This window comes from Rhizobium sp. Root483D2 (genome assembly GCF_001426685.1).
GTDB lineage: Bacteria > Pseudomonadota > Alphaproteobacteria > Rhizobiales > Rhizobiaceae > Pararhizobium > Pararhizobium qamdonense.
In genome coordinates this window covers 119141-142955 of the sequence record NZ_LMFB01000008.1, presented here as the reverse complement: position 1 = coordinate 142955, position 23815 = coordinate 119141, and the positions used below count along the sequence as shown (strand labels likewise).

19 protein-coding genes are annotated in these 23815 nt (G+C 62.0%); 11 read left to right on the top strand and 8 right to left on the bottom strand.

Features of this window, described 5'->3' with window-relative positions:
- Positions 1-90: 90 nt before the first annotated feature.
- Genes ASD32_RS06550 through ASD32_RS06525 form a run of 6 tightly spaced genes read left to right on the top strand, consistent with a single transcriptional unit; the run spans position 91 to position 7876 of the window.
- Positions 91-1785 (top strand): hydantoinase B/oxoprolinase family protein, encoded by a 1695-nt coding sequence (locus ASD32_RS06550; RefSeq protein ID WP_060637208.1) that lies wholly within the window; start codon positions 91-93, stop codon positions 1783-1785.
- The gene (locus ASD32_RS06545; RefSeq protein ID WP_060637207.1) at positions 1782-3845 is read left to right on the top strand and encodes a hydantoinase/oxoprolinase family protein; all 2064 of its coding nucleotides are present in this window, start codon (positions 1782-1784) and stop codon (positions 3843-3845) included. Before ASD32_RS06550 ends, ASD32_RS06545 begins: the two co-directional genes overlap by 4 nt.
- 1 nt (position 3846) lies before the next feature.
- A complete protein-coding gene (locus ASD32_RS06540; protein ID WP_060637206.1) occupies positions 3847-4929 on the top strand; it encodes an ABC transporter ATP-binding protein in 1083 nt (360 codons plus the stop codon).
- A 51-nt stretch (positions 4930-4980) separates the two neighbouring features.
- On the top strand, positions 4981-6159 hold the full coding sequence (locus ASD32_RS06535) for an extracellular solute-binding protein (protein WP_060637243.1): 1179 nt from the start codon (positions 4981-4983) through the stop codon (positions 6157-6159).
- Between the two features lie 59 nt (positions 6160-6218).
- The gene (locus tag ASD32_RS06530; RefSeq protein WP_060637205.1) at positions 6219-7088 is read left to right on the top strand and encodes an ABC transporter permease; all 870 of its coding nucleotides are present in this window, start codon (positions 6219-6221) and stop codon (positions 7086-7088) included.
- The gene (locus tag ASD32_RS06525; RefSeq protein ID WP_060637204.1) at positions 7085-7876 is read left to right on the top strand and encodes an ABC transporter permease; all 792 of its coding nucleotides are present in this window, start codon (positions 7085-7087) and stop codon (positions 7874-7876) included. Before ASD32_RS06530 ends, ASD32_RS06525 begins: the two co-directional genes overlap by 4 nt.
- Before the next feature lie 17 nt (positions 7877-7893).
- Here the strand turns inward: ASD32_RS06525 and ASD32_RS06520 are convergent, their stop codons facing one another.
- From ASD32_RS06520 to ASD32_RS06490, 7 genes are all read right to left on the bottom strand, one after another.
- Entirely contained in the window at positions 7894-10002 is a 2109-nt protein-coding gene (locus ASD32_RS06520; RefSeq protein WP_060637242.1) for an NAD(P)-binding protein, read from the bottom strand.
- A gap of 146 nt (positions 10003-10148) precedes the next feature.
- Positions 10149-11054: an NAD(P)-dependent oxidoreductase gene (locus ASD32_RS06515; protein WP_060637203.1), complete on the bottom strand. Its 906-nt coding sequence runs from the start codon at positions 11052-11054 to the stop codon at positions 10149-10151.
- A gap of 75 nt (positions 11055-11129) precedes the next feature.
- Positions 11130-12743 (bottom strand): GMC family oxidoreductase N-terminal domain-containing protein, encoded by a 1614-nt coding sequence (locus ASD32_RS06510; protein WP_060637202.1) that lies wholly within the window; start codon positions 12741-12743, stop codon positions 11130-11132.
- Positions 12744-12762: 19 nt separating this feature from the next.
- Positions 12763-13980 (bottom strand): mandelate racemase/muconate lactonizing enzyme family protein, encoded by a 1218-nt coding sequence (locus tag ASD32_RS06505; RefSeq protein ID WP_060637201.1) that lies wholly within the window; start codon positions 13978-13980, stop codon positions 12763-12765.
- A 25-nt stretch (positions 13981-14005) separates the two neighbouring features.
- Positions 14006-15430 carry an aldehyde dehydrogenase gene (gene aldA, locus ASD32_RS06500; protein ID WP_060637200.1) on the bottom strand — a complete coding sequence of 475 codons (1425 nt, stop codon included), beginning with the start codon at positions 15428-15430 and terminating at the stop codon, positions 14006-14008.
- A gap of 110 nt (positions 15431-15540) precedes the next feature.
- Positions 15541-16461: a LysR substrate-binding domain-containing protein gene (locus ASD32_RS06495; RefSeq protein ID WP_060637241.1), complete on the bottom strand. Its 921-nt coding sequence runs from the start codon at positions 16459-16461 to the stop codon at positions 15541-15543.
- A 157-nt stretch (positions 16462-16618) separates the two neighbouring features.
- Complete coding sequence (locus ASD32_RS06490) at positions 16619-17374, bottom strand: IclR family transcriptional regulator C-terminal domain-containing protein (RefSeq protein ID WP_060637199.1); 756 nt, start codon at positions 17372-17374, stop codon at positions 16619-16621.
- A gap of 130 nt (positions 17375-17504) precedes the next feature.
- On the opposite strand from ASD32_RS06490, the gene ASD32_RS06485 reads away from it, so the two are divergent.
- From ASD32_RS06485 to pcaF, 3 genes are read left to right on the top strand one after another with little or no spacing between them, the layout of a single operon-like run.
- Positions 17505-18353, top strand: coding sequence for a CoA transferase subunit A (locus ASD32_RS06485; RefSeq protein ID WP_060637198.1), 849 nt, complete (start codon positions 17505-17507; stop codon positions 18351-18353).
- 10 nt (positions 18354-18363) lie between these two features.
- Entirely contained in the window at positions 18364-19146 is a 783-nt protein-coding gene (locus tag ASD32_RS06480; RefSeq protein WP_060637197.1) for a CoA-transferase subunit beta, read from the top strand.
- On the top strand, positions 19146-20351 hold the full coding sequence (gene pcaF / locus ASD32_RS06475; RefSeq protein ID WP_060637196.1) for a 3-oxoadipyl-CoA thiolase: 1206 nt from the start codon (positions 19146-19148) through the stop codon (positions 20349-20351). The genes ASD32_RS06480 and pcaF overlap by 1 nt, the downstream gene beginning before the upstream one ends.
- Positions 20352-20429: 78 nt before the next feature.
- Here pcaF and pobA read toward each other — a convergent pair whose 3' ends face one another.
- Complete coding sequence (pobA, locus tag ASD32_RS06470; protein ID WP_060637195.1) at positions 20430-21602, bottom strand: 4-hydroxybenzoate 3-monooxygenase; 1173 nt, start codon at positions 21600-21602, stop codon at positions 20430-20432.
- A gap of 109 nt (positions 21603-21711) precedes the next feature.
- Between pobA and ASD32_RS06465 the strand changes: the two genes are divergently transcribed.
- Together ASD32_RS06465 and ASD32_RS06460 are read left to right on the top strand one after the other, a co-directional pair.
- Complete coding sequence (locus ASD32_RS06465; RefSeq protein WP_060637194.1) at positions 21712-22593, top strand: helix-turn-helix domain-containing protein; 882 nt, start codon at positions 21712-21714, stop codon at positions 22591-22593.
- 134 nt (positions 22594-22727) lie between these two features.
- Positions 22728-23804, top strand: a complete 1077-nt coding sequence (locus ASD32_RS06460; RefSeq protein WP_060637193.1) for a D-TA family PLP-dependent enzyme — start codon at positions 22728-22730, stop codon at positions 23802-23804.
- Positions 23805-23815 lie beyond the last annotated feature (11 nt).

Below are 23815 nucleotides of genomic sequence, written 5' to 3'. Positions count from 1 at the left end.
ACATTATCCAGCCACCCATCTGACCGGCTACCGGCACGCGCCGAACACTCCTAGTCTGCTCTTAATAAGTGCAAGGAGGGTTCGCAAACGATGACCACCGGCGGGCGACGTGTCGATCCTGTGACCCAGGAAATCATCGAGGGCAAGCTGATGGCGACCGTCGATGAGATGGGCATTGTCATGGCCCGCACCAGCATGAGCCCGGTCATCTATGAAGTGCTCGATTTTGCCTGCGGTCTCCTCACCGCAGAAGGCGAACTTGTTGCCCAGATGAACGGCATCACGCTGTTTACCGGCACGTTCGGCGTGCAGGTGAAATCGCTGATTGGAAAATTCGGCGGCAATCTTGCCGATGGCGACATCCTGCTGTCCAACGACCCCTATGCGGGCGGCACCCATGCCTGCGATTTTGCAATCGTCAAGCCGCTCTTCGTCGATGGAGAAATCCTCGCCTATGCCATCAACGTCGCCCATTATCTCGATGTCGGCGGATCGGTTCCGGGCAGCCTTGCGCCGGATGCCACATCGGTGTTCCAGGAAGGATTGCGGCTGCCAGGCGTCAAGATCGTCCGCGCCGACGTGTTCTCCGATGAAATCCTGCACATTATCAGCGAGAATGTCCGCCTGCCCGACGTCGCCCTCGGCGATCTCAATGCGCAGGTCGCAACCGTCAGGGTTGCCGGTCGCCGCATGGCGGAGCTGGCGGGCAAGTATGGCGCGCCTATCGTTCATGCCGCCTTTGCCAACCTCTTGAACGCCAGCGAGACCCGCAGCCGGGCTGCGATCTCAGCCCTTCCAGACGGCCACTACACGGCAACCGATATTATCGACGGAGACGGCGTCAGCAAGGAGCCGATCCATGTCCAGGTGGCGGTGACCATTGAGGGCGACGGCATCACGATCGATTTTACCGGCTGCCCGCCGGCAGTTGCCGGGCCGATCAACTGCGCGCGGGGTGCATTGCAGTCGGCCGTCAGAACCATCGTCAAGGCGATGGTCGGCCCTCAGGACCCATCCAACGAAGGCTGGTTCCGGCCGCTGACGGTCATCGCACCGTCTGGCACCATCTTCACCGCCGAAAAACCGTCCCCGACCGGCTGGTATTACGAGGGATCGGTGCACGCATCGGAGCTGGTCTGGAAGGCGCTCGCACCGTTGATACCGTCGCGATTTTCCGCCGGGTCCTACTCCAGTCTCTGCGTCGTCTATATTTCCGGCAAGGACCGCAGCGGCCAGCCGTTCATTCACATCGAGCCGCAACATGGCGGCTGGGGCGCCAGCGAGCACCGGGATGGCGCCAGCGCACTGATCGCGCTGACCGATGGCGATACCTACAATTATTCCGTCGAAGTCATCGAGGCGCGGTTCCCGCTCAGGGTCATGCGCTACGGCTTCAATGTCGAGGGTGGAACGGGCGCCGGGCGCCGGCGCGGCGGCTTCGGTATCGTGCGCGAATACGAAATCCTCGGCACGGGCGCATCGGCCTATGGCAGCTTCGGGCGAACGGCGACACAGCCATGGGGCATGGACGGCGGCGGGCAGGGGACGGTCAATGCCTTGCAGATCGCACCGGTCCAGGGCGGAGCGGTCCGGACCTACGGCCGCGTGGCGCATATCGATCTCAACAAGGGCGACGTGTTGCGCGTCATTACCGGCGGCGGCGGCGGTTGGGGTGAACCGTGCAAGCGCGAGCCATTGCTGATCGAGCAGGATCTGCGCAACGGCTTTCTGACCAAGGCACAGGCGTCAAGTCTTTACGGATACAACACGGAGGTTTCAGGATGATCAGACTGGCAACCGATGTCGGCGGTACTTTCACCGATCTTGTCGGATATGACGAACGCAGCGGCGAACTGTTCACGGCAAAGAGCCTGACAACCGTCAAGAATCAATCGAGAGGCGTGCTCAATGCCATCTCTTCGGCTGAAGAGAAATGCGGGCTTCGAACGCGTGACGTCACCTTCTTTGCCCATGGCGGCACGACCGTGATCAATGCCATTACCGAGCGCAAGGGCGTGCGCACGGCGCTGGTGACCACGGCAGGCTTCCGCGACGTGCTGGAGATCGGCCGGGGCAACCGCCCCGATCTCTACAATTTGCAGTTCCACAGTCCGGAGCCTTTCGTTCCCCGGGAATTGCGCTTCGAAGTGCGCGAACGTCTCGATGCCTCCGGGCATATCGTCCAGCCGCTCGAACTGGATGACCTGCGGCCGATCATTGCCCGCTGCAAGGAGGAAAAGATCGAGGCGATCGCCATCCTGTTCCTTCACAGCTATGCCAATCCCGAGCATGAGATCCTGTGTGCCGGCATTCTGGCGGATGCGCTTCCCGAGGTCACGGTGTGCGCCAGCCATGCCGTCTCGCGGCAATGGCGGGAGTATGAGCGCACCAACACGGCGGTGCTGAATGCCTATGTCCAGCCGATCATCCAATATTATTTCGAGCGGCTGGAAGAAGCGCTGATCAAGCGCGGCCTGACCTGCCCCTATTACGCGATGCAGTCCAACGGCGGCATCTCGACATTCGACCAGGCGGTCGACAGCCCGCTGACGCTCGTCGAATCCGGTCCCGCAGGCGGCGTTGCAGGTGCAGCGAGGATCGGGGAAGCGCTCGGTGAAAGCGAGGTCCTGTCGCTGGATGTCGGTGGCACCACGGCCAAGTGCTCGCTGATCCATGACGGACGCCCGACATTGAATGTCGATTACAAGCTGGAACATACCCGCATCCGCCCCGGACATCCCGTGCAGGTGCCGGTGGTGGATATTGTCGAGATCGGCTCCGGCGGCGGGTCCATCGCCCGGCTGGACGACCGGGGCGCCTTGCGCGTCGGCCCCGAAAGTGCCGGCTCCACGCCCGGACCGGCCTGCTACGGGCATGGCGGCAAAAAGCCGACATTGTCGGATGCCATTTTGACCGTCGGCATCTTCGATCCGGCCACCTTTGCCGGCGGCAGCATGCATCTGCACAAGCAGAAGGCGGCCGATGCGATCGCCACCGTCGCCACCCCGCTGGGTATCAGCATCGAGGATGCGGCGATCGCCATCATCGACATCGCGCATGCCAGCATGATCAATGCCCTGAAGCTGGTGACGGTACAGCGCGGCCACGATCCGCGCGATGCGGCTTTTGTCGTCAGCGGCGGGGCCGGACCGGCGCTCGCCACCCGGCTTGGCCGGGACCTCAGCGTCAAGGCGACGGTCATCCCGCCGCATCCGGGTATTTTTTCCGCCTGGGGCATGCTGGCAGCCGAACCCCGCGCCGATTTCCGCAGCACCTGGTTTTCAGCCCTGACGGCAGAGGCACTCGGCGAGCTGTCGGCAAAATTCGACGGGCTGGAAGCCGAGGCCGTCGCCTATTTCGCCAAGGGTCACGATGCGGATATCCGCTTCACCTACCAGGTCGAAGCCCGCTACCGCGGGCAGGAGCATGGCGTGTTCGCCCAGTTCGATCGCCATGACGACGCACAAAGTTTTGCCGAGCGTTTTCATGCGGCGCATGAGCGGGCCTATTCGTTCCGTCTCGCCAATGCCGGTATCGAAATCACCACCCTGCATCTCGAGGCGGTGCTGAATGGTCCCGTGATCACCTTGCCGTCGCTGCCTGCAACCGGTACTGGTATCAGGGCAGAGGCGACAGCCCGCCGGGACGTCTATTTCGGTGCGGCACTCGGCTGGGTTTCATGCCCGGTCTATCAGCGCGGCCTCCTGGGCGCGGGGCAGATGTTTGAGGGTCCGATGATCGTGGAGGAGGCAACGGCAACGACACTCGTTCTGGAAAACCAGGTGCTTGAAGTGACGGATACGGGTATCCTGATCATCCGCGAAAACAGTGGCAAGGCGGGGTAATATGGCGATATCGATCCAGATCGATGCTGTCACCCGGGAATATGGACCGGTCAAAGCGCTCGATAACGTAACCCTCGATATCAAGGCCGGCGAGTTCTTCACCCTGCTCGGATCATCCGGCTGCGGGAAAAGTTCGCTTTTGAAGCTCATCGGCGGTTTTGACCGGCAGACATCCGGACGCGTCGCCTTCGACGGCAAGGATGTCGGCGATCTGCCAGCCAACAAACGGCCGGTCAATACGGTGTTCCAGAGCCTTGCGCTGTTTCCGCACATGACCGTCGCGCAGAATGTCGGCTATGGCCTTCGCCTGAAGGGACTGTCCGGGGCGTCACTGGACACGAAAATCAGCGATGCGCTCGATCTGGTCGAACTTTCCGGCTTCGGCCCGCGCGACGTCAATCTCCTGTCCGGCGGCCAGCGGCAGCGCGTGGCGCTTGCACGGGCGCTGGTGATGGAACCGGGCATTCTTCTGCTCGACGAGCCGCTGACCGGGCTTGATGAGCGCCTGCGCCAACAGATGCGTGACGAATTCGGACGGCTGCACAAGCGAACGGGTGCTACCTTCATTCTGGTCACGCACAATCAGGACGAGGCGCTTAGCCTGTCTGACCGCATGGCCGTCATGCACCGGGGCCGTATCGAGCAGGTGGATGCACCCGCCCGTTTCTTCGAAGCGCCCGCCAACGCTTTCGTCGCCCGCTTCGTCGGGATCGACACCTTGTTGCGGCCGGAAACGGTCGCCGTAAACGCCGGAAAAACGGAAGCAACGGTCGCTGGCCAGACGTTGCCGGTGCGCGCACAAGGCGCCGCCGATGCTGTTGGAAGCGTCATTGCGATCCGGCCCGACCGGTTGTTTCTCGCGCCGCAGGGAGCGCCGCATGCGCTGATCCTGACGGTCGTCGAAACGACGTTCTGTGGCCTGCATCGCGATCTGAAACTGGCCTTTGCCGACGGCCAGACATTGGTGATCGCCATCGAGGCTGATGCCGATATCGGCCAGCTTTCCACGGGGCAGCAGGTTCCTGTCGGGCTGAAGCCCGATGCGGCCGTGCTGATTTCCAATGCAGGATTACCGGCGGGATAACGCGACCACCGACTGATCAATCGCATGCCAAAACCAAAAAGGGGAATGATCATGACCAAGCATAGCAGACCATTTTCACCCCGGGCACACAGCAATGTGCAACGGCGTGACTTCCTCAAGCTGATGGGGGCAGGCGGGATCGCGCTGTCTGCCGGCGGCCTGGGTTTTGCCTCGCGCCTTGCGGCCCAGGATGCAGCAACAGTCGCGTTTTGGGCGACGGCGACGCTGGATATCGGCGAGAAATGGCCGGAATTTGCCAAGCAGGCCGGTGTGACGCCGGAATTCACCGATAATGGCAACGATCTCGGCCCGGTCATTGCCCGGCTTGCCGCCGGCAATGCCAATGATCTCTTCGATATCGGCGGCTTTCAGGGCGGTGCTGAAAAGGAACTGGCGCGTCAGGGCGTAATCATCCCCTGGGATACGGCCAAGATCCCCAACTACGAAAGCCTTTGGCAATGGGCCAAGGATATTCCCTATCTCAAGCATGAGGGCAAGCAGTACGGCATTCCGGCCGTCGTCAATGCCGACTCGATCATCTACCGGCCCGACAAGCTCGGCAAGATCGACAGCTATGGCGCGATCTTCGATCCGAAACTGAAGGGCCGCGTGGCGATGGAGGATGCTTGGATCAACAGCGCCATCTTCACCGCGATGTATCTCAAGGAAAGCGAAAACCAGCCGATCGCCGACCCCGGCAATCTGTCGGAATCCGAACTCGGCCTGGTGATGGAATTCCTGATCAAGCACAAGTCCGACGGCCAGTTCCGTACGTTCTGGAACGGTTGGGAGCAGGGCGTCCAGCTGGTGGCCGATCAGGAAGTGGATGCGATGACCGGCTGGGAGCCGATCGTCTATGAGGGCCGCAAACGCGGACTGCAGGTGGAATATGCAGCACCCGTCGAAGGCTACGAGGGCTGGGGCAACAATATGGTCCTGCTCAAAGGTGCCGGCGACCGCGGTGTTGCCGATACCGCGCACAAGTTCGTCGATGGCCTGCTTGGCGGCTTCTACGGTTGCGAACTCGGCCAGGCGCGCGGCTATCTGGTGCCGACCGACAACAATGTTGTCTATGCCAAGGCCCACCCGGACGAATACAAGCCGGAAGAGGTCGAGAAGCTGGCCGAGCATGTGAAGGCGAAATTTGCCGGCAAGATCTACTGGCAGAATGCCCGGCCGGATAATTTCCAGCTTTACGAAGAATGGTGGCAGAAGCTGCGCAACGCCTGAGACCGATCCCTGGCAGTGGCAGGTTCGCTTGCCGCTGCCTCCACCCTCAAAGGACCAGCATGACCGGATCGCGCCTGCCCATTTCACCTGTTCTGATCACGCCGCCGCTCCTGGTGATCCTGGCGCTGGGACTGGTGCCGCTGACCATCGTCGTCGTCTGGAGTTTCTGGAGCTGGGATCCCTCGACATACTGGATCAAGCCGGACCTCAGCCTCACAGGCTATGCCGGCATATTGGAGGCCGGGCGCTGGACGGTCATCATCTCGACCCTGGTCAAGGCCTTCGGCACCGCGCTGCTCTGCCTGCTCATCGCCTATCCGACCGCCTACGCCGTGCATTTCCTTGCTGGCAGAAGGCTCAGCATCCTGCTTCTGGCCCTGATCACCATTCCCTTCTTCACATCCTATCTGATCCGGTCCTTCTCTTGGCGTCTGGTCCTGGGCCGCACCGGCGTGCTCAACACCTGGCTGCAGGATCTGGGGATCATCGGCGCACCGCTCGACTGGCTCCTGTTCAGCAATTTTGCCGTCGTCGTCGGGCTTGTCGCGTCCTATTTGCCGTTTGCGACCTTTCCGATCCTCTTGTCGATGCGCCGCGTCGATCCAACCTTTCTTGCCGCAGCCCAGGACCTCGGCGCCGGCTTCTGGAAAAGCCTCACCAGCATTCTGCTGCCGCTGACAATGTCTGGGATCTTTGCGGGGTTCCTGTTCGTCTTCGTCATGGTGGTGGGCTCGTCCACCGAAGTGCAAATGCTCGGCGGTGCCGGTGCGTCGATCGTCTCGGTGATGATCAACGATGTCATGCGCGTCGCCAATTACCCGCTGGCTTTTGCCATCTCCACCATCGTCCTGATCGTGATCTTCGGTCTCGTGCTGATCGGCAACCGTGTTTTCGGCCTTGCCTCGCTGTTCGAGGATCAGTCGCCATGATGATCCGCGAAGGATTGGCCAACCGTATCCTGCTCTGGGCGATCACCATCGCCGGGCTGATCGTCATCTATGCGCCGCCGCTCTATCTGCTCGCGGTATCCTTCAACCCAGCCCTGCAGCCCGGCCTGCCGCGCCTGTCGGATCTCAGCCTTACCTGGTATGCGGCACTGCCGAATGACCGTGCGCTGGTCGGAGCCCTGCAGCAATCGCTGATGATCGCAACCGTCACCGCCGTGCTGGCGACCGGCATGTCGCTTTTGGCAGCGCTTGCCTATTTCGAATTGCGGGCGCAGCGGACGGCCTGGTTCTTGACGGTGATCCTGCCGATGTTTGTGCCGGGGGTTATTCAGGGGTTGGCGCTGTCGGCCGTTTTTACCCGCAGCGGCATCAAGGCCTCGAGCCTGACGGTAATCGCCGGCCATCTTCTCTGGGCGATGCCCTTCGCCTTCATCGTTATTCTGACCAGCTTCGCCGCGGTGCGCCGGTCCTACCTGACCGCCGCAGCCGATCTCGGGGCGACATGGTGGCGTCAGTTCGCCGATATCACCTTGCCGCTGATCCGCCCCGGTCTCGTCAGCGCCTTCATCTTTTCTTTCCTGCTGTCGCTCAACGAATTCACCCGCGCCTTCTATCTCGCCGGCCGCCAGAACACCTTGCCGGTGGTCCTGTTCGGCAAGATGAATTCCGGCGCTTCTCCGGTGATCTATGCCATGTCCGGCGCCATCTTCCTGGTTTCGGTAGCCTGCGTCGCCCTGGCCTCGCTGCATTTCATGCTGCGCCGGAATTGAATAGGGTGATCACGTCTTCATGTAAGAGACAATGCCGCAGCTCCGGTTGCCTGGATCATGGCGATGTCCTCGCGTTTGAATGGCACGGCATCCTTTGAAGGCTCCGTTCCGAACTCCCGCGCATATTGGTGACCGGAATAGTTCGCCGCAGCGATCAGCCCCGGCGCCAGACAGTCGCCAATGCGGGTCACGGATTGTATGCCTGCATCCGCCCATTCCTCCCTGCGGGCGGTCAAATCCAGCCAGAGTGTTTCGTCGGGCAGGCGGGCCGTGACGGGAACAAGCGCAGCGCAATCGATCCAGCGCGTCTTGCCGCTATAGATGCAGGCCAGTTCGAGGCTATCGGCCCTACGGCCTGACAGACAGTGGGCGGTGATGATCGTTACATCCAGATCGATCAGCCGCCGCTGCACACGCGCCTGCTCCAGTGTGTGGTTGCTCCACGGCGAAACCTGGGCTTCCGGCGTCACGAAAATGACGGTCCGCCCTGCCGCCGCCAGCAACTCGGCCAGCACGCTGCCCATGTAAAAACAGTCATCGTCAAAAACCACCACAGGTCCATTCGCAGCGATGGTTTTCGCCCCCTCCGTCATCAATGCGTCCGGAGATAGGGTGACCCCGGCGTGCAGATAATCCAGCGGCAGACAGTGCGTGCGGCCGGCACCGTCGGTGCGCCAATGCGATCCGGTGGCGATGGCAATGTGGGGAATGCCATATTGCAAGATATCACCGGCTGAGAGAGGGCTTTGCAGATACATCTGCGCATTCTGGTAGGTCTTCAACTGCCCGACCCGCCAGTCGCGCACGCGCGCCCATGTCGCCAGTCCCGGCAGCCTGCTTTCGCGGCTGACGCGGCCGCCCCATTCCCTGCCGGATTCGGCCAGGGTCACGTCCAGACCACGCTGCGCCAGCGCACGCGCGGCTTCCAGTCCGGCAGGCCCGCCTCCGACGATCAGTACGGCATCGGCGGTCCGCGAAGCTGCGATCCTTTCCGGATGCCAGCCCTTGCGCCATTCCTCGCCCACCGTCGGATTTTGCGTACAGCGCATCGGAACCGAGGTGTTGTCTCCGGACGTGCAGATGTTGCAGCCGATACACTCGCGGATATCGTCGATGCGTCCTTCCTCAATTTTCACCGGCAGAAACGGATCGGCGATCGAGGGCCGCGCCGCGCCGATGAAGTCCATGATACCCTGACGGATCACCCGTGCCATGCTGTCGGGAGAGGTATAGCGGCCGACGCCGACGACAGGCTTGGTGGTCACCGATTTGACGAAGCGGATATAGGGCTCCTGAAAGCCTTCCTCTGAAAATCTCGCCGTCTGGCTGTCGTTCGACCAGTTCGAGAGGTTGACGTCCCAAAGATCGGGTACTTCGGCCAGCGCTTCGATAATGTCGCGCCCTTCGCCCTCGCAGGTGATGCCTGAAGGCCCGAGCAGTTCATCGACGGCCAGACGGACGGCGAGCGCGCAGGTATCGCCCACCACATCGCGTGCATCGCCCAGAATCTCCCGGAACAGCCGCAGCCGGTTCTCGAACGAGCCGCCATATTCATCCGTGCGATGATTGTGCCGCCGTGACAGGAAGTGCTGGATCACGCTCATGTCATGACCGGAATAGATGTAGATGATATCAAAGCCTGCCTGTTTGGCGCGGATGGCGGCATTGCGGTACCAGCGGCGCATATCGGCAATATCGGACTTATCCATGGATCGCGCCTGAACCGGATCCAGCCCGTCGCCAATGACATGCGACGGCGCAAGCGGGATCATCCGGCTGAAGCGATTGGCGGCGTGCAAGCCGTTGTGAACCAGCTGGATTGCAGCCAGGCTGCCATGCGCATGAATTTTGTCGGCAACCAGCGACAGCGCGCCGATATCGCCGTCATCCCATAACCGGGCCTCGTTGGCCGGCGTCAGCTCGGACGTCGGGTGGATTTCCGCCTCTTGCGTCGAGATCACGGCCCAGCCGCCTTCCGCCTTGATCCCCCGCATATGCGCTTCGGCATTGGGATAGCGATAGCCCATGCCCGAACAGTGCGGGACCTGATAGAAGCGGTTTCGTGCCGTCAGAGGCCCGATTTTCACCGGCTCGAAAAGCACGTCATAGCGGGGATCTCTCGTCATCGTCTGCTCGTCATTCACGCCGCCGCCGGGTTTGACGGACAGTCTGCAAAATCAGGATAGCGAGCTGCGGCCATCTTGCAAGAGAAATTATACACTCATATAATTAGCGTGTAGTGCCTTGATATATCTCAATTTCAGCGGAAGCCTCACAACTCCGCCGGGAAGCCTGGAGCGCGCAGATCGGTGCCCACGGCGTCCTCGAGCAGCTTCACCACCTGCGACGACCAGGCGTCGCCGCCATAGGTCGAGCGGGCGCGGATGAAGGTCTGCAAGGTGTGCGAGGCGAGATCGAGCGGTACGCCGAACTGTTTACCGAAACCGAGCGCGAAGCCGAGGTCCTTGCAGGCGAGATCCATGGTGAAATTGATGTTGTAGCTGCCGTTCAGGATCACCTGGCCTTCGGTCTCATGCACGAAACTGTTGCCGGAGCTCGCCTTGATGATGTTGAAGGCATCGGTCAGGTCGATGCCGCCTTTCTTGGCCAGCATCAGCGCTTCGCCGGTCGCCAGAAGATGGATGAAGGCCAGCATATTGGTGATGACCTTGATCACAGCGGCCTTGCCGAGCGGCCCGGCATGAAAGATTTCGCCGCCCATCGCGCTCAGCGCCGGAAGATGCGTGTCGAACAGATCGCGGTCACCGCCTGCAATGACGGTGATGTCGCCAGCGGCTGCGCGGTGGACGCCGCCCGTTACCGGCGCCTCCAGCATGCGGATGCCCTTTGCAGCCGAAAGTGCTGCAAGTCTCTCGATATCGTTCTGGTCGAGCGTGCTCATCTCGATCCAGGTGCCACCGGCCTTCAAGCCTGACAGGATGCCGTCCGGACCCGTCAGTACAGCCTGCGAAATCGCTGGCGAGGGCAGACAGGTGATAACGGCATCGACGCCGGCTGCCAGCGCCTGCGGACTGTCGGCCCACAGCGCGCCGCGTTCCAGCAATGGTTCCGCACGGCTGCGGTCCCGGTCGTGAATGGTGAGCGGAAAACCCTCGCGCACGAGACTGCCCGCCAGGTACTGGCCCAAATGCCCAAGTCCGATAAAGCCGTAGCGCATATCCGTCCTCCGTTTCAGGTCGCTCCGGGAGTGATGAAATGGCTTCATCCGCCGCCGGCCATGGTCGTCATAGTCTCAAGCCGCATCCTCAAGGATCATGGCTGCGCCCTTTTCGGCCACCATCATCGTCGGTGCATTGATGTTGCCGGCGGTGACATTGGGAAAGACCGAGGCATCGACGATGCGCAGGCCCTCCACCCCGTGCACCCGAAGCCGGGCATCCACCACCGAGGTCTCCGCATCCGGTCCCATCGCGCAGCTGCCGCAGAGGTGATAGATCGAGCTGGCATTGGCGCGGAAATAATCGAGCAGGCTTTCGTCGCTTGCAGCTGTTGGCGACGGGGAAACCTCGGCGTCGATAATGGCCGCCAGCGACGGCGCCGAAGCGATCCGCCGCACCAGCCGGCTCCCCTCGATGACTTCAGTGATATCGCGCTCCGTCGATAAATAGTTCGGCTGGATCAGCGCTGCGGCGGCAGGATCGCTGGAGGCCAGCGCAATCCGGCCACGGCTTGTCGGGCGGCAGGAATTGAACGCAATCAGGAAACCCGCATAAGGCTCGGGCACCATGGACGCGCTGGCATCGACAGGGATGCGGTAGGACAGCGGATTGAAATAGAGCTGGATATTGGGCCGCGCCTGCGCTGGCGACCCGCGGAAGAACCCGCCCGCCTGGTTGACGCTCATGGCGAAAGGCCCCTTGCGGGTCAGCATATATTGCAGTCCCAGCCGCGCCTGGCCGAACAGGCTTGCGAACACGCCGTTCAATGTCGGCCGGTTGGCACGGTAGTAAAAGCTTGCCGCCAGATGATCCTGCAGGTTCTCCCCGACGGCCGGCAGATGGCGGCGGCTCTCGATACCTTTTTCGTTAAGCGCTTTTCCATCGCCGATGCCCGAAAGTTGCAGCAGTTTCGGCGTATCGATCGCACCGGCCGACAGGATGACCTCGCGCCGCGCCGAAAATATCCGCTTGACGCCATCCTGCAGGACCTCGACGCCGGCCGCGCGCCCGTCCGGCGCAAAAACCAGCCTTTGCGCAAGGGAACGGTGCGCGATCGAGACATTAGCTCTTTTCAGCGCCGGGCGCAGATATTCGGCGCTGGAATGCGAGCGCCGGCCGTTGCGGGTGTTGATATCGTAGACCCCCGCACCTTCGATCGAGGCGCCGTTAAAATCGGCGGTGGCTGGCAGATGCAACTCCTCGCAGCCCTTCAGATAGGCATCGGTGACAGGGTGGGTCATGCCGCGCATCGGCGTCACATGGATCGGGCCATGGCCGCCATGCCAGGGGGAGGCACCATTTTCATGGGTCTCGAGCTTCTTGAAAAAGGGCAGGACATCGGCAGCGCCCCAGCCGGGATTCCCCGCCGCTTCCCAATCGTCGAAATCATCGGCCGCACCCCGCACGAACACCATGGCGTTGATCGAACCGGACCCGCCCTGGACCTTGCCGCGCGGCACATAGATCCTGCGCCCGTCGAGCCCCGCTTCCGGCTCGGTCGAATACATCCAGTTGACCTTGGGATTGTAATAGCTCTTGGCGTATCCGATCGGGATCTTGAACCAGAAGGACGTGTCCTTGCCGCCCGCCTCGATGAGGAGAACGCTGTAGCGGCCGCTCTCGCTGAGGCGGCTTGCAAGGATGCAGCCGGCCGAACCCGCGCCAACAATGACGAAATCGTAGATCATGGACGGTCTCTGTTCAGGCTCAGCCCCTGGCGGGCATGAATTCCTTGATATCGGCGGGCGTTGCGGCCATCTGCAAGTGCAGGCGGTCGCCGGTATAGGGAGAGTGCTTTGCGATCACATCGAGATCGAGCTCGATGCCAAGGCCCGGCTCGCGCGAGGGAATGAGATAACCATCGTCGAACTGCAGCTTGGTTTTCAGCACCTCTGCGTGGAAGCCGCCGAAATCCATGATCGCTTCGTGGATCAGGAAGTTGGGGGTTGCGGCCGAAAGCTGGATGCTGGCGGCGGCGCCCACCGGCCCGTTATAGAGATGCGGTGCGATCTGGGCATAGAAGGCCTCGGCCATCCCGGCGATCTTCTTGGCCTCCAGCAGGCCGCCGACGCGGGCGACATTCATCTGCAGGATCGCCGCTGCGCCAAGCTGCAGCACACGCTGGAATTCGTATTTCGTCGTCAGCCGCTCGCCGGTCGAGATCGGGATGGAGGTGGCGCGCGCCACTTCGGCCATGGCCGCTTCCTGACCGGGCGGCACCGGCTCTTCGAACCACAGCGGATCGTATTTCTCCAGCCGCCGCGCCAGCCGGATCGCCGAGGACGGCACCATCTGTCCATGCGTGCCGAAAAGGATATCCGCCCGGCTGCCGATCGCTTCGCGGATCTTGGCGCAGAAGAGTTCGCAACGGTCGAGAACACCCATCGAAAGCTGGTGGCCGGAATAATTGGTGTAGGGACCGGCCGGATCGAACTTGACGGCGGTGAAGCCCATCTCGACCATGCGGATGGCCTCTTCGGCGGCAAGATCCGGGTCGTTGTAATCGTAGTCGCCGGCCGCGTTCTTCGGATAGAGATAGGTATAGGCGCGCAGCTTTTCGTGGACGGTCCCACCCAGCAGATCGGAGACCGGCCGGCCGGCAGCCTTGCCGATAATGTCCCAACAGGCGATTTCCAGGCCCGAGACGATCCCCATCATCGTCGTATCAGGCCGCTGCGTGAAGCCGCTCGAATAGGCCGCCCGCCAGAAACGCTCGATCTGGTGGGGGTCGTGATCGAGAAGATAGCGCTGGAAGACATCGTCGATCAGCGCAACCATGGCCGAGGGATGAAACGAGGTCGCATAGATTTCGCCGACGCCCGAAATGCCGCAGGCCGTCTCAAGCTCGACGAAAATCCAGTACATGCCGCCGACATGCGGTGGTGGAACGGCAACCACGTGGGTTTTCAGCGATGCGATCTTCATGGGGTGATTCCTCCTCGCCGGGTCATCAATGTTTCAGGATAACAAGCCGCGTCTGCGTGAATTCGAGCATGCCGTGCTTGCCGTCATCGCCGCCGAGCCCGGATTTCTTCCAGCCCGCATGATAGCCCTGGTAGGGATCGGCCGGGAAACGGTTGACGTAAAGCTCGCCTGCTTCGATCTCGCTCGCCGCCTGCATGACCTTGCGGTAATTTTCCGAAAACAGCACCGAGGCGAGCCCGAACTGGTGATCGCTGGCAAGCGCCAAAGCCTCATCGAACGTCTCGTAGGACAACACCGCCAGCACCGGGCCAAACACCTCTTCGCGGACGATCTCCATTTCCTGGCGGCAGCCGGTCATCAGGGTCGGCGGATAGAAATAGCCTTCGCCATCCGGAATCGCACCACCCGCAATAACTGTCGCTCCCTCCGCCACGGCCCGCTCGACCATGCCGTGAATACGGGCTCGCGCCGCCGCATTGGCAAGCGGTCCCATCATCTCGGGGTCAATGGCGCGGTCGCCGAAACGGCGGGCGGCGAAGCCCTGGCGCAGCTTCTCGACCAAAGCATCGTGGATCGACCTATGGACGTAAAGCCGCTCGGCAGAGGTACAGACCTGTCCGCAATGGGCCGTCTTTGCGCCGAGGACCATGCGGGCCACGGCGTCGAGATCGGCATCGGGCTCGACGATGACAGGCGACTTGCCGCCAAGCTCCAGGGAGGGTTTGGCAATATTGGTCTTGCAGTAATCGAGCACCGTCTGGCCCGCCGAAACGCTGCCGGTCAGCGTGATCATGCCGACGGCCGGATGCGTGCACATGGTGCGGGCCACATCGTGCGACATCGTCATGATGTTGACGAGCCCGTCCGGCAGACCCGCTTCCAGCACCGCTTGTGCAAACGCGAAGGCGGAGGCCGGGGTTGTGTTACTCGGACGGACAACGACGGCATTGCCGGTGATGAGGGCGGGCGCGATCTTGCGCACCAGCGTATAGATCGGAAAATTGAACGGGATCAGGCAGGCAACGACGCCGATCGGCTCGCGCTTAAGCAGCAGCGTCTCATCCGGCGTATCGCTTTCGATGATCTCGCCTTCGATGCGGCGCGCCCATTCCGCGTGATAGCGCATCAGTTCGACGCCGTAGATGGCTTCGGCGATGGCGTCCGCAAGGCTCTTGCCGGATTCCAGCGCCAGCGCCTCGCCAATCGTCGGGGCATGCCGCTCGACCGCATCGGCCAGTTTGCGCAAGGCATTGCCACGCTGGATCGCCGCGAGCTTGCGCCAAAGCTTCTGCGCGCTTTTCGCTGCCTCGACCGCCGCTATGACATCCGCGTCGTCTGCGGCCGGAACCGTGGTGAAGATCTGGCCATTGGCCGGATTGCGCACCTCGATCTCAGCCAAGCCGGCCTTATCGACAAAACGGCCACCGATGAAGTTGCGATATTGCGTCATGAGCCCACCCGAAACATAGTCTGTTTCACGCAGTAGACGGGACCTTGGGCCCCGTTCGCAAGCGACTTATTATCGGGCCAAGCATTCCAAAAACGAATGTTTCGCCTTGCTCATTGTGCTGCGGCGTTGGAGCCTTCAGCCAGCGCGATCTCATTCATCAGCCATGTGCGAAATTGCTGGACACTGGCGCTCTCAGGCTGGTCGGTGCGGGTAACCAGCCAGTAGGATTCATGGCCCTCGATCTCGACATCGAGCACGGGCACAAGCTGGCCGCTTTGCAGCTGGCTTTCCACCATGAAGCGATCGACCACGGCAATTCCAAGCCCGTTGCAGGCGGCCTCGATCACCAGGTCGAGAAGATCGAATTCCATACCGCCGCGCACATCGGTGCCGCCGAGACCGGCGGCATCCAGCCAATGCTGCCAGGTGAGATAGCGCTGGTCGGCGGCGGCCAGCACATGCAGGAAGGTAAAGGACGAAAGGTCGATCCGGCCACCGCGCTCCGCTGCCCTCAAAAGGCCGGGCGCGCAGACTGCAATGTGCCGTTCGGTCATCAGGATGCGCGATTGCAGCATCGGCCATTCGCCATCGCCGAAGCGAATGGCGCAATCGAGCAGGCTGCGCTCGGCCAGCGTATCCTTGAGATCGGTGCTGAGGCTGATCTCGATCTCCGGCAAGGCCTCGCGCAGCCGCGACAGCCGGGGCATCAGCCAGCGCTTGGCAAAGGTCGGCGGCACGTTGATACGCAGCCGGTTGCGGTTGCTCTTCTCCATGATCGAGCGCACTGTCTGCTCGACATTGTGAAAGGCAAGCTGCAGCGTTGCCAGAAGTTCGGCACCCGCGCGCGTCAATTCGAGATCATGATGATGGCGGATCAAAAGGTTTTCGCCCAGCTGCTTTTCCAGATTGCGCACCTGGCGGCTGACCGCACTTTGCGTGAGGTTCAGCAGCTCGGCCGCACGCGTGAAACTGCGTGTCTGCCCGACGACCTCGAACACCTTCATCGCCGAAAGCGCAGGTAATTTCCGCATGCCATCGCTTCCATATATTCCATCGACCGGCATCGGCCGGAGCACGCTGTCATCTATGTTCCAGGCGTCCCGGCAAGGTCAAGTTTCCGATGTTTGCCGCGCCACACCTTCTTCGGCAGAACGATCGGCCTTTGCCCGCTTGCCGCGCCCATATTGGCTATCGCAGCACCAGCCGCAGCGCTTTTTGCGTGTCCTTGAGCAAAGACAGGTAGCGATGCCCCATCTCGGCTGCCGGCACATGCGCTGCCGGCGCGCCGATATTGATGGCAGCCAGCACACGCCCGCGATCGTTTTCAACGGGGACGGCGATGGAGCAGAGGCCGAGTTCCAGCTCCTGATCGATGACGGCATATCCCTGCGACCGCACAAGGCGAAGCTCTTCCATGAGCGCGTCCGGGGCCGTCTTGGTCACCGGCGTATTGGCCTTGAGTTCCGAGCGGTCCAGAATGCTGCGCGCCTCCGCTTCGGGCAACGAAGCCAAGAGAGCCCGCCCCATCGAGGCGCAATAGGCAGGCAAGCGCGATCCCGGAGAAAGATTGATCGACATCACCCGCTTTTGCGCGGCGCGGGCGATATAGACGATCTCGGTCCCATCGAGAACAGAGGCGGAGGCACTTTGCCCCGCCTTTTCCGAGAGCTGGTCGAGATAGGGCTGGATCACCAGGGGCAGGGGCGTTGCCGAAAGATAGGCATGGCCGAGCCGCAGCACCTTCGGCGTCAACGCAAAAAACTTGCCGTCATAATCGGCGTAACCCAGATCGGCGAGTGTGAGCAGGCAGCGGCGCACCGTCGCCCTGTCGAGTTCCGTGAGCTTCGCAGCCTCGGCGATGGTGAGCTTCGGACGTGCTTCCCCGAAGGCTTCGATGACCTTCAGGCCGCGGGCAAAGCCGCTGACGAAATCCGATTCCCGCATAACCACGCCTCGCAAATTTGATCTTTGTCTGTGCGTTATACGAACAAATATCAAATAACGCACGAAATATTTGACGGCGCACGGATTCGGGCGCTTATTTGCGCTACCCAAAGATCAGGAGGAGAATGCCTTGGCGCGACTGACTTCGCTGGCGGAAGCCATTTCCGAAAACGTGCGGGACGGCGATACTGTCGCCATGGAAGGGTTCACCCATCTGATCCCCTATGCCGCCGGTCACGAGGTGATCCGGCAGGGCAAAAAGGATTTGTTCCTGATCCGCATGACGCCGGATATTCTCTACGATCAGTTGATCGGGGCGGGTGCTGCGCGCGGCATGAAATTCTCCTGGGGCGGCAATCCGGGCGTCGGCTCGCTGCACCGCTTCCGCGATGCCGTCGAAAACCAGTGGCCACGGCCGCTGGAGATCGAGGAACACTCCCACGCCGCGATGGCGAACGGCTATGAAGCCGGCGCCGCAAACCTGCCATTTGCCATGCTGCGCGGCTATATCGGCGCCGACCTTCCCAAGGTGAACCCGAATATCAAGCAGGTCACATGCCCCTTCACAGGCGAGGTGCTGGCGGCCGTGCCGGCCATCCGCCCGGACGTGACGATCATCCATGCTCTCAAGGCCGACCGGAAGGGCAATGTGCTGCTCGAAGGGATCGTTGGCGTGCAGAAGGAAGCGGTGCTTGGTGCAAAGCGCTCGATCGTCACGGTCGAGGAGATCGTCGATGACCTGAACGCGCCTTCACCCAATTCCGTCATTCTGCCTTCCTGGGCCGTGACTGCGGTTGTTGCCGTGCCCGGTGGCGCTTTTCCATCCTATGCGCACGGCTATTATCCACGCTCGAACGCCTTCTACATTGCCTGGGACGAGATCGCCCGCGACCGCGATACGTTCCAGGCCTGGATCGAGGACAACATCATGAAGGCCGGGCCGGAAGACTTTGCCAGGCATGCAAAGAAGGCCGCGTGAGGAGATGACGATGAGCGACTTCACCCCCACCGAAATGATGACCATTGCGGCCGCGCGTGCACTGACCAACGAGGATGTCTGTTTCGTCGGCATCGGCGCGCCATCGGCTGCCTGCAACGTGGCACGGCTCACCCATGCGCCGGATATCACGCTGATCTATGAAAGCGGCACGGTCGGCACCAGGCCGGATGTTCTGCCGCTGTCGATCGGCGATGGCGAGTTGTGCGCCACGGCGCTGTTCACCGTCCCAGTGCCTGAAATGTTCCGCTACTGGCTGCAGGGCGGGCGCATCACCACCGGCTTTCTCGGCGGCGCCCAGATCGACAGATTCGCCAATCTCAACACCACGGTGGTCGGTCCCTACGATCATCCGAAGGTGCGCCTGCCCGGTGGTGGTGGCGCTCCGGAGATTGCCAGCAATTGCGGCCAGATTTTCATTACCATGGCGCTCTCCAAACGCGGCTTCGTCGATAAGCTCAATTTCATCACCTCGATGGGCCACGGCGAAGGCGGCAATCACCGCGAACGGCTCGGCATGAAGACCAAGGGACCGAGCCGCGTGATCACGGACCTCTGCATCCTCGAGCCGGACCCGGTCACCAAGGAATTGACCGTGGTGTCGATCCATCAGGGCGTGACCCGCGCGCAAATCTCTGAGAATTGCGGCTGGCCGATCAAGTTTGCCGACACGGTGATGGACACGCCCGCTCCGACTGAAACCGAGCTGCAGACCCTGCGCGACATCAACGCCCGCACCAGGAAAGCCCATCAGGGCGACGGGGAGGCGGCGTGATGGCTGAAGCCTATATCTGCGACTATATCCGCACGCCGATCGGCCGTTTCGGTGGTTCTCTCTCTTCCGTGCGGGCCGATGATCTCGGCGCCATTCCGCTGAAAGCGCTGATGCAACGCAATGCTTCCGTTGACTGGCAGGCGGTGGACGATGTGATTTTCGGCTGCGCCAACCAGGCGGGTGAGGACAATCGCAACATCGCGCGCATGTCGCTGCTGCTCTCCGGCATGCCGCTTGACGTGTCCGGCACCACCATCAACCGGTTGTGCGGCTCCGGCATGGATGCCGTCATCACGGCCGCCCGTGCCATCCGTGCCGGCGAGGCCGAACTGATGATTGCCGGGGGCGTGGAAAGCATGTCGCGCGCGCCGTTCGTCATGCCCAAGGCCGAAACTGCCTTTTCCCGCGCCGCCGAAATTCACGATACGACAATCGGCTGGCGCTTCATCAATCCGTTGATGAAGAAACAATATGGCGTCGATTCGATGCCGGAGACCGGCGAAAAAGTCGCCGAGGATTACAAGGTGAGCCGGGCAGACCAGGACGCCTTCGCACTCCACTCACAGAACAAGGCGGCCGCTGCCCAGGACAACGGACGTCTTGCGCGCGAGATCACCGCCGTCGTCATCCCGCAGCGCAAGGGTGATCCGGTCACCATCGACAGGGATGAGCACCCCCGCGCAACCACGATCGAAACGCTTGCCAAGCTCGGCACACCCTTCAGGAAGGAAGGCGGTACCGTGACCGCCGGCAATGCCTCCGGCGTCAACGATGGCGCTGCCGCGCTGATCATTGCCTCGGAAGCCGCCGTGAAGAAACATGGCCTGACGCCGGTCGCCCGCGTCATGGGAGGTGCGGCTGCAGGCGTGCCGCCGCGCATCATGGGCATCGGCCCGGTACCCGCCTCGCAAAAGCTGATGGCGCGGCTGGGCATGACGCAAGACCAGTTCGATGTGATCGAGCTCAACGAAGCCTTTGCCAGCCAGGGTCTCGCCGTCCTTCGCGAACTCGGCATCGCCGATGAGGATCCACGCGTCAACCGCAACGGCGGCGCCATCGCGCTTGGGCATCCGCTTGGCATGTCCGGCGCCCGCATCACCGGCACCGCCGCCCTCGACCTCCAGCTGACCGGTGGCCGCTTTTCCCTATCGACCATGTGCATCGGTGTCGGGCAGGGGATCGCAATCGCGCTCGAACGTGCCTGATGCAAGGAAGCGGCGGCGATATCGGTTGCCGACACATTCCTGGTTGGAGAGGGAGGCCTTTCGGATGCCTCCCATTGCTCAGTAATCCAACCCCACATAATTCTCGGCCAGCACCGTAGCTGCCGCGCGCGAATGGGTGAGATAGTCCAGTTCGGCTTCCTGGATCTTCTGGTCGAAGGCGCCGGTATCCGGAAAACGGTGCATCATTGTCGTCATCCACCAGGAGAAACGCACCGCTTTCCAGACACGGGAGAGGGCGCGTACAGAATAGGCGTCGATACCGGCAGGCGAGCGCTCCTGATAATATTCGCAAAGGCCGGCATGAAGGTAATGAACATCGCTTGCCGCCAGGTTCAGCCCCTTGGCCCCCGTCGGCGGGACGATATGCGCCGCATCGCCAAGGAGAAAGAGAGAGCCGAACCGCAGCGGCTCGGCCACGAACGAGCGCAGCGGCGCGATCGATTTTTCAAAGGACGGGCCGGTGACAAGCGCTTCGGCGTGATGCTCGGGCAATCGGGTGCGCAGTTCGTCCCAGAACCGCTGATCGCTCCAGTCCTCCACTTTCTCGTCCAAGGCACACTGCAGATAATAGCGGCTGCGGCTTTGCGAGCGCATCGAGCAGAGCGCGAAACCACGGGGATGATTGGCATAGATCAATTCGTGATTGACCGGCGGCACATCGGCGAGCAGGCCAAGCCAGCCGAACGGGTAGACCTTTTCAAACGTGGTGATCGATTTTTCCGGCACGCTCCTGCGGCTGACACCATGGAACCCGTCGCATCCGGCGATGAAATCGCAGTCGATCCGGTGGGTGACGCCCGCCTTCTCATAGGTGACATAGGGCGAGCAGCCGTCGAAATCGTGCGGGCAAACATTCACCGCATCATAGATCGTCGTTGCGCCGGTTGCCTCGCGCTGCTGCATCAGGTCGCGCGTCAGCTCGGTCTGGCCATAGACCATCACCCCTTTGCCACCGGTCAGATTAGCAAGGTCGATGCGGTGGTCACGGCCATCGAAGGCAAGCTGGAAGCCGCCATGCGGCAAACCCTCGGCATGCATCCGCGCACCAGCTCCGGCCTTGTCCATCAGCCCGACCGTGCCCTGCTCAAGCACGCCGGCACGCACGCGGCCCAGAATGTAGTCCTTGTCCGCACGGTCCAGAATGATGGCCTCGATACCGGATTTCGCCAGAAATTGCCCGAGCAGCAGGCCGGACGGTCCCGAACCGATGATGACGACCTGTGTGCGCATGTTTCCTCCCGAAATAGTGCCGCTGGATTGTTGCACCGGGCGGGGGCCGTCTCCATGGACATCAAACCCAGAAAGTTGCACAAATCGAACATTCGGAAAATGTCAGGACATGATGCGCGCGATCCCCACCTATGAGCTCTATGGCGAAAAATCCAGTGATTCACCGCGCTTCTGGCTGCATTGCGAAACGATCCCGTCACGCAGCAGCCTGCATCATTGGGAAATCGGTCAGCATCGCCACGAGCAGTTCTTTCAGATCCTGTACATCGCGGCAGGATCGGGCGACGCGGTTTTTGGCGATGCCGTCCAGGCCATTGCAGCCCCCGCCGTCATCACGGTGCCGCCGCTTTGCCGTCACGGCTTCCGGTTCTCCAGGGATATCGATGGTTACGTGTTCACGGTGCTTGCGTCGCATCTGAAAACCATGCCCGGCGATCACAGCCGGTTTGGCGCCTGGCTCAGCCTGCCGCGCCTGACGGCGCTGCTGCCGGACGACACCGGCAGCCGCTATATCGCCGATACGCTGCACCGGCTGGCGGCAGAGGCAGCAGCCCGGCGCACCGGGGCGGCCGATCTTTGCGAGGCCTATCTCACCTCCGCGCTCAGGCTGACGGCACGGCTGACGTCCGGGGGGCAGGCGGACGAAGAGGCGGGAGCGACGGCGAACGAGCGGCGGCTGAGCCGGTTGACCGGTTTGATCCACCAGCATTTCCGCTCCCACAAACCAGCATCCTTCTATGCAGATGCGCTGGGGTTGTCGCCCACACATCTCAACCGCATCGTCAAACAGCTGACCGGCGGTAGCACCCAGATGCTGATCAACGGCAAGCTGATCGACGAGGCGCAACGCGAACTGCTGTTCACGCAAATTCCCGTGCAGGAAATCGGCTTCCGGCTCGGCTTTGCCGATCCCGCCTATTTCTCCCGTTTTTTCCTGACGCGGACAGGCCTTTCGCCACGGCAATGGCGGCGCAGCCAGGGTGAGAGCTGAGCCGCTTTAACTGACGTCCATGGCAATCGCCGCAATTTACGCGACGCGCATGGACGGGCAGAACTTTGCCGGATAGGAATTCGGGCGGAATGCGCTAGCGCTTCCGTCATCATAGCAGAACTTCCGGAGATCCCATGAGCAAGGACCCATCGACGCTTCAGACCGTGAGCACGCCAGCTGTCCTGGTCGATCTCGACATCGCCCAGCGCAATATCGATCATTTCCAGGCCTATGCTGACGCCCATGGCTTGAAGGTCCGCCCGCATATCAAGACGCACAAGCTGCCGGCGGTGGCCGAGATGCAACTTAGGGCAGGGGCCATCGGCGTGACCTGCCAGAAGGTTTCGGAAGCCGAGGCCATGGTCGCCGCCAGCGCTGAAATCCGCGACGTTCTCATCACCTACAATATTCTCGGCGCCGAAAAGCTCGCGCATCTCGCAGCGCTTGCACGCAAGGTGACGCTGAGTGTCGTTGCCGACAACGAGACGGTCATCGACGGCCTCTCCGCCGCCTTTGCGCAGGAAGCTCAGCCGCTGCGGGTACTGGTCGAATGCAATACCGGGGCTGACCGCTGCGGCGTGCCGACGCCCGAAGCCGCAGCCACGCTTGCGCAACGGATCGCCAAGGCCGAAGGCCTGGTCTTCGGCGGGCTGATGACCTATCCGCCGGCCAATGATGCGGCCGCGGTCGAATCCTTCATGACCCGCGCCAAGGCGTTCATCGAGGCAGCCGGCATTACGGTGCCGGTCATCACATCGGGCGGCACACCTTCGATGATGGACGCGGCCAAGGCACCGGTGACGACCGAATACCGGCCGGGAACCTATGTCTATAACGACCGCTCTCTGGTGACGCGCGGCGTCTGCACATGGGACGACTGCGCGCTGACGGTGGTGGCAACTGTGGTGTCCGTGCCCGCTGCCAATCGTGCCATCATCGACGCCGGCTCAAAGGCGCTGACCTCCGACCTGCTCGGCCTCTCGGGCTATGGCCATGTGCTTAACCGCGACGACATCGCCATCGACCAGCTTTCGGAAGAGCACGGCCGCCTGGTCAGCGACGGGCCGATCAACCTGAAAGTCGGCGACCGGCTGCGCATCGTCCCCAATCACGCTTGCGTCGTCACCAACCTGGTCGACGCGGTCAACATCATCGAAAACGGCGAGATTTCAGCCGTCTGGCCCGTCGCCGCCCGCGGCAGGATCGTTTGAAATCCAGCGTC

Excerpts from the sequence above, each read along its gene's own strand:
- ASD32_RS06550 (WP_060637208.1), top strand. The coding sequence starts at position 91 with ATGACCACCGGCGGGCGACGTGTCGATCCTGTGACCCAGGAAATCATC.
- ASD32_RS06545 (WP_060637207.1), top strand. The coding sequence starts at position 1,782 with ATGATCAGACTGGCAACCGATGTCGGCGGTACTTTCACCGATCTTGTC.
- ASD32_RS06540 (WP_060637206.1), top strand. The coding sequence starts at position 3,847 with ATGGCGATATCGATCCAGATCGATGCTGTCACCCGGGAATATGGACCG.
- ASD32_RS06535 (WP_060637243.1), top strand. The coding sequence starts at position 4,981 with ATGACCAAGCATAGCAGACCATTTTCACCCCGGGCACACAGCAATGTG.
- ASD32_RS06530 (WP_060637205.1), top strand. The coding sequence starts at position 6,219 with ATGACCGGATCGCGCCTGCCCATTTCACCTGTTCTGATCACGCCGCCG.
- ASD32_RS06525 (WP_060637204.1), top strand. The coding sequence starts at position 7,085 with ATGATGATCCGCGAAGGATTGGCCAACCGTATCCTGCTCTGGGCGATC.
- ASD32_RS06520 (WP_060637242.1), bottom strand. The coding sequence starts at position 10,002 with ATGACGAGAGATCCCCGCTATGACGTGCTTTTCGAGCCGGTGAAAATC.
- ASD32_RS06515 (WP_060637203.1), bottom strand. The coding sequence starts at position 11,054 with ATGCGCTACGGCTTTATCGGACTTGGGCATTTGGGCCAGTACCTGGCG.
- ASD32_RS06510 (WP_060637202.1), bottom strand. The coding sequence starts at position 12,743 with ATGATCTACGATTTCGTCATTGTTGGCGCGGGTTCGGCCGGCTGCATC.
- ASD32_RS06505 (WP_060637201.1), bottom strand. The coding sequence starts at position 13,980 with ATGAAGATCGCATCGCTGAAAACCCACGTGGTTGCCGTTCCACCACCG.
- aldA (WP_060637200.1), bottom strand. The coding sequence starts at position 15,430 with ATGACGCAATATCGCAACTTCATCGGTGGCCGTTTTGTCGATAAGGCC.
- ASD32_RS06495 (WP_060637241.1), bottom strand. The coding sequence starts at position 16,461 with ATGCGGAAATTACCTGCGCTTTCGGCGATGAAGGTGTTCGAGGTCGTC.
- ASD32_RS06490 (WP_060637199.1), bottom strand. The coding sequence starts at position 17,374 with ATGCGGGAATCGGATTTCGTCAGCGGCTTTGCCCGCGGCCTGAAGGTC.
- ASD32_RS06480 (WP_060637197.1), top strand. The coding sequence starts at position 18,364 with ATGAGCGACTTCACCCCCACCGAAATGATGACCATTGCGGCCGCGCGT.
- pcaF (WP_060637196.1), top strand. The coding sequence starts at position 19,146 with ATGGCTGAAGCCTATATCTGCGACTATATCCGCACGCCGATCGGCCGT.
- pobA (WP_060637195.1), bottom strand. The coding sequence starts at position 21,602 with ATGCGCACACAGGTCGTCATCATCGGTTCGGGACCGTCCGGCCTGCTG.
- ASD32_RS06465 (WP_060637194.1), top strand. The coding sequence starts at position 21,712 with ATGATGCGCGCGATCCCCACCTATGAGCTCTATGGCGAAAAATCCAGT.
- ASD32_RS06460 (WP_060637193.1), top strand. The coding sequence starts at position 22,728 with ATGAGCAAGGACCCATCGACGCTTCAGACCGTGAGCACGCCAGCTGTC.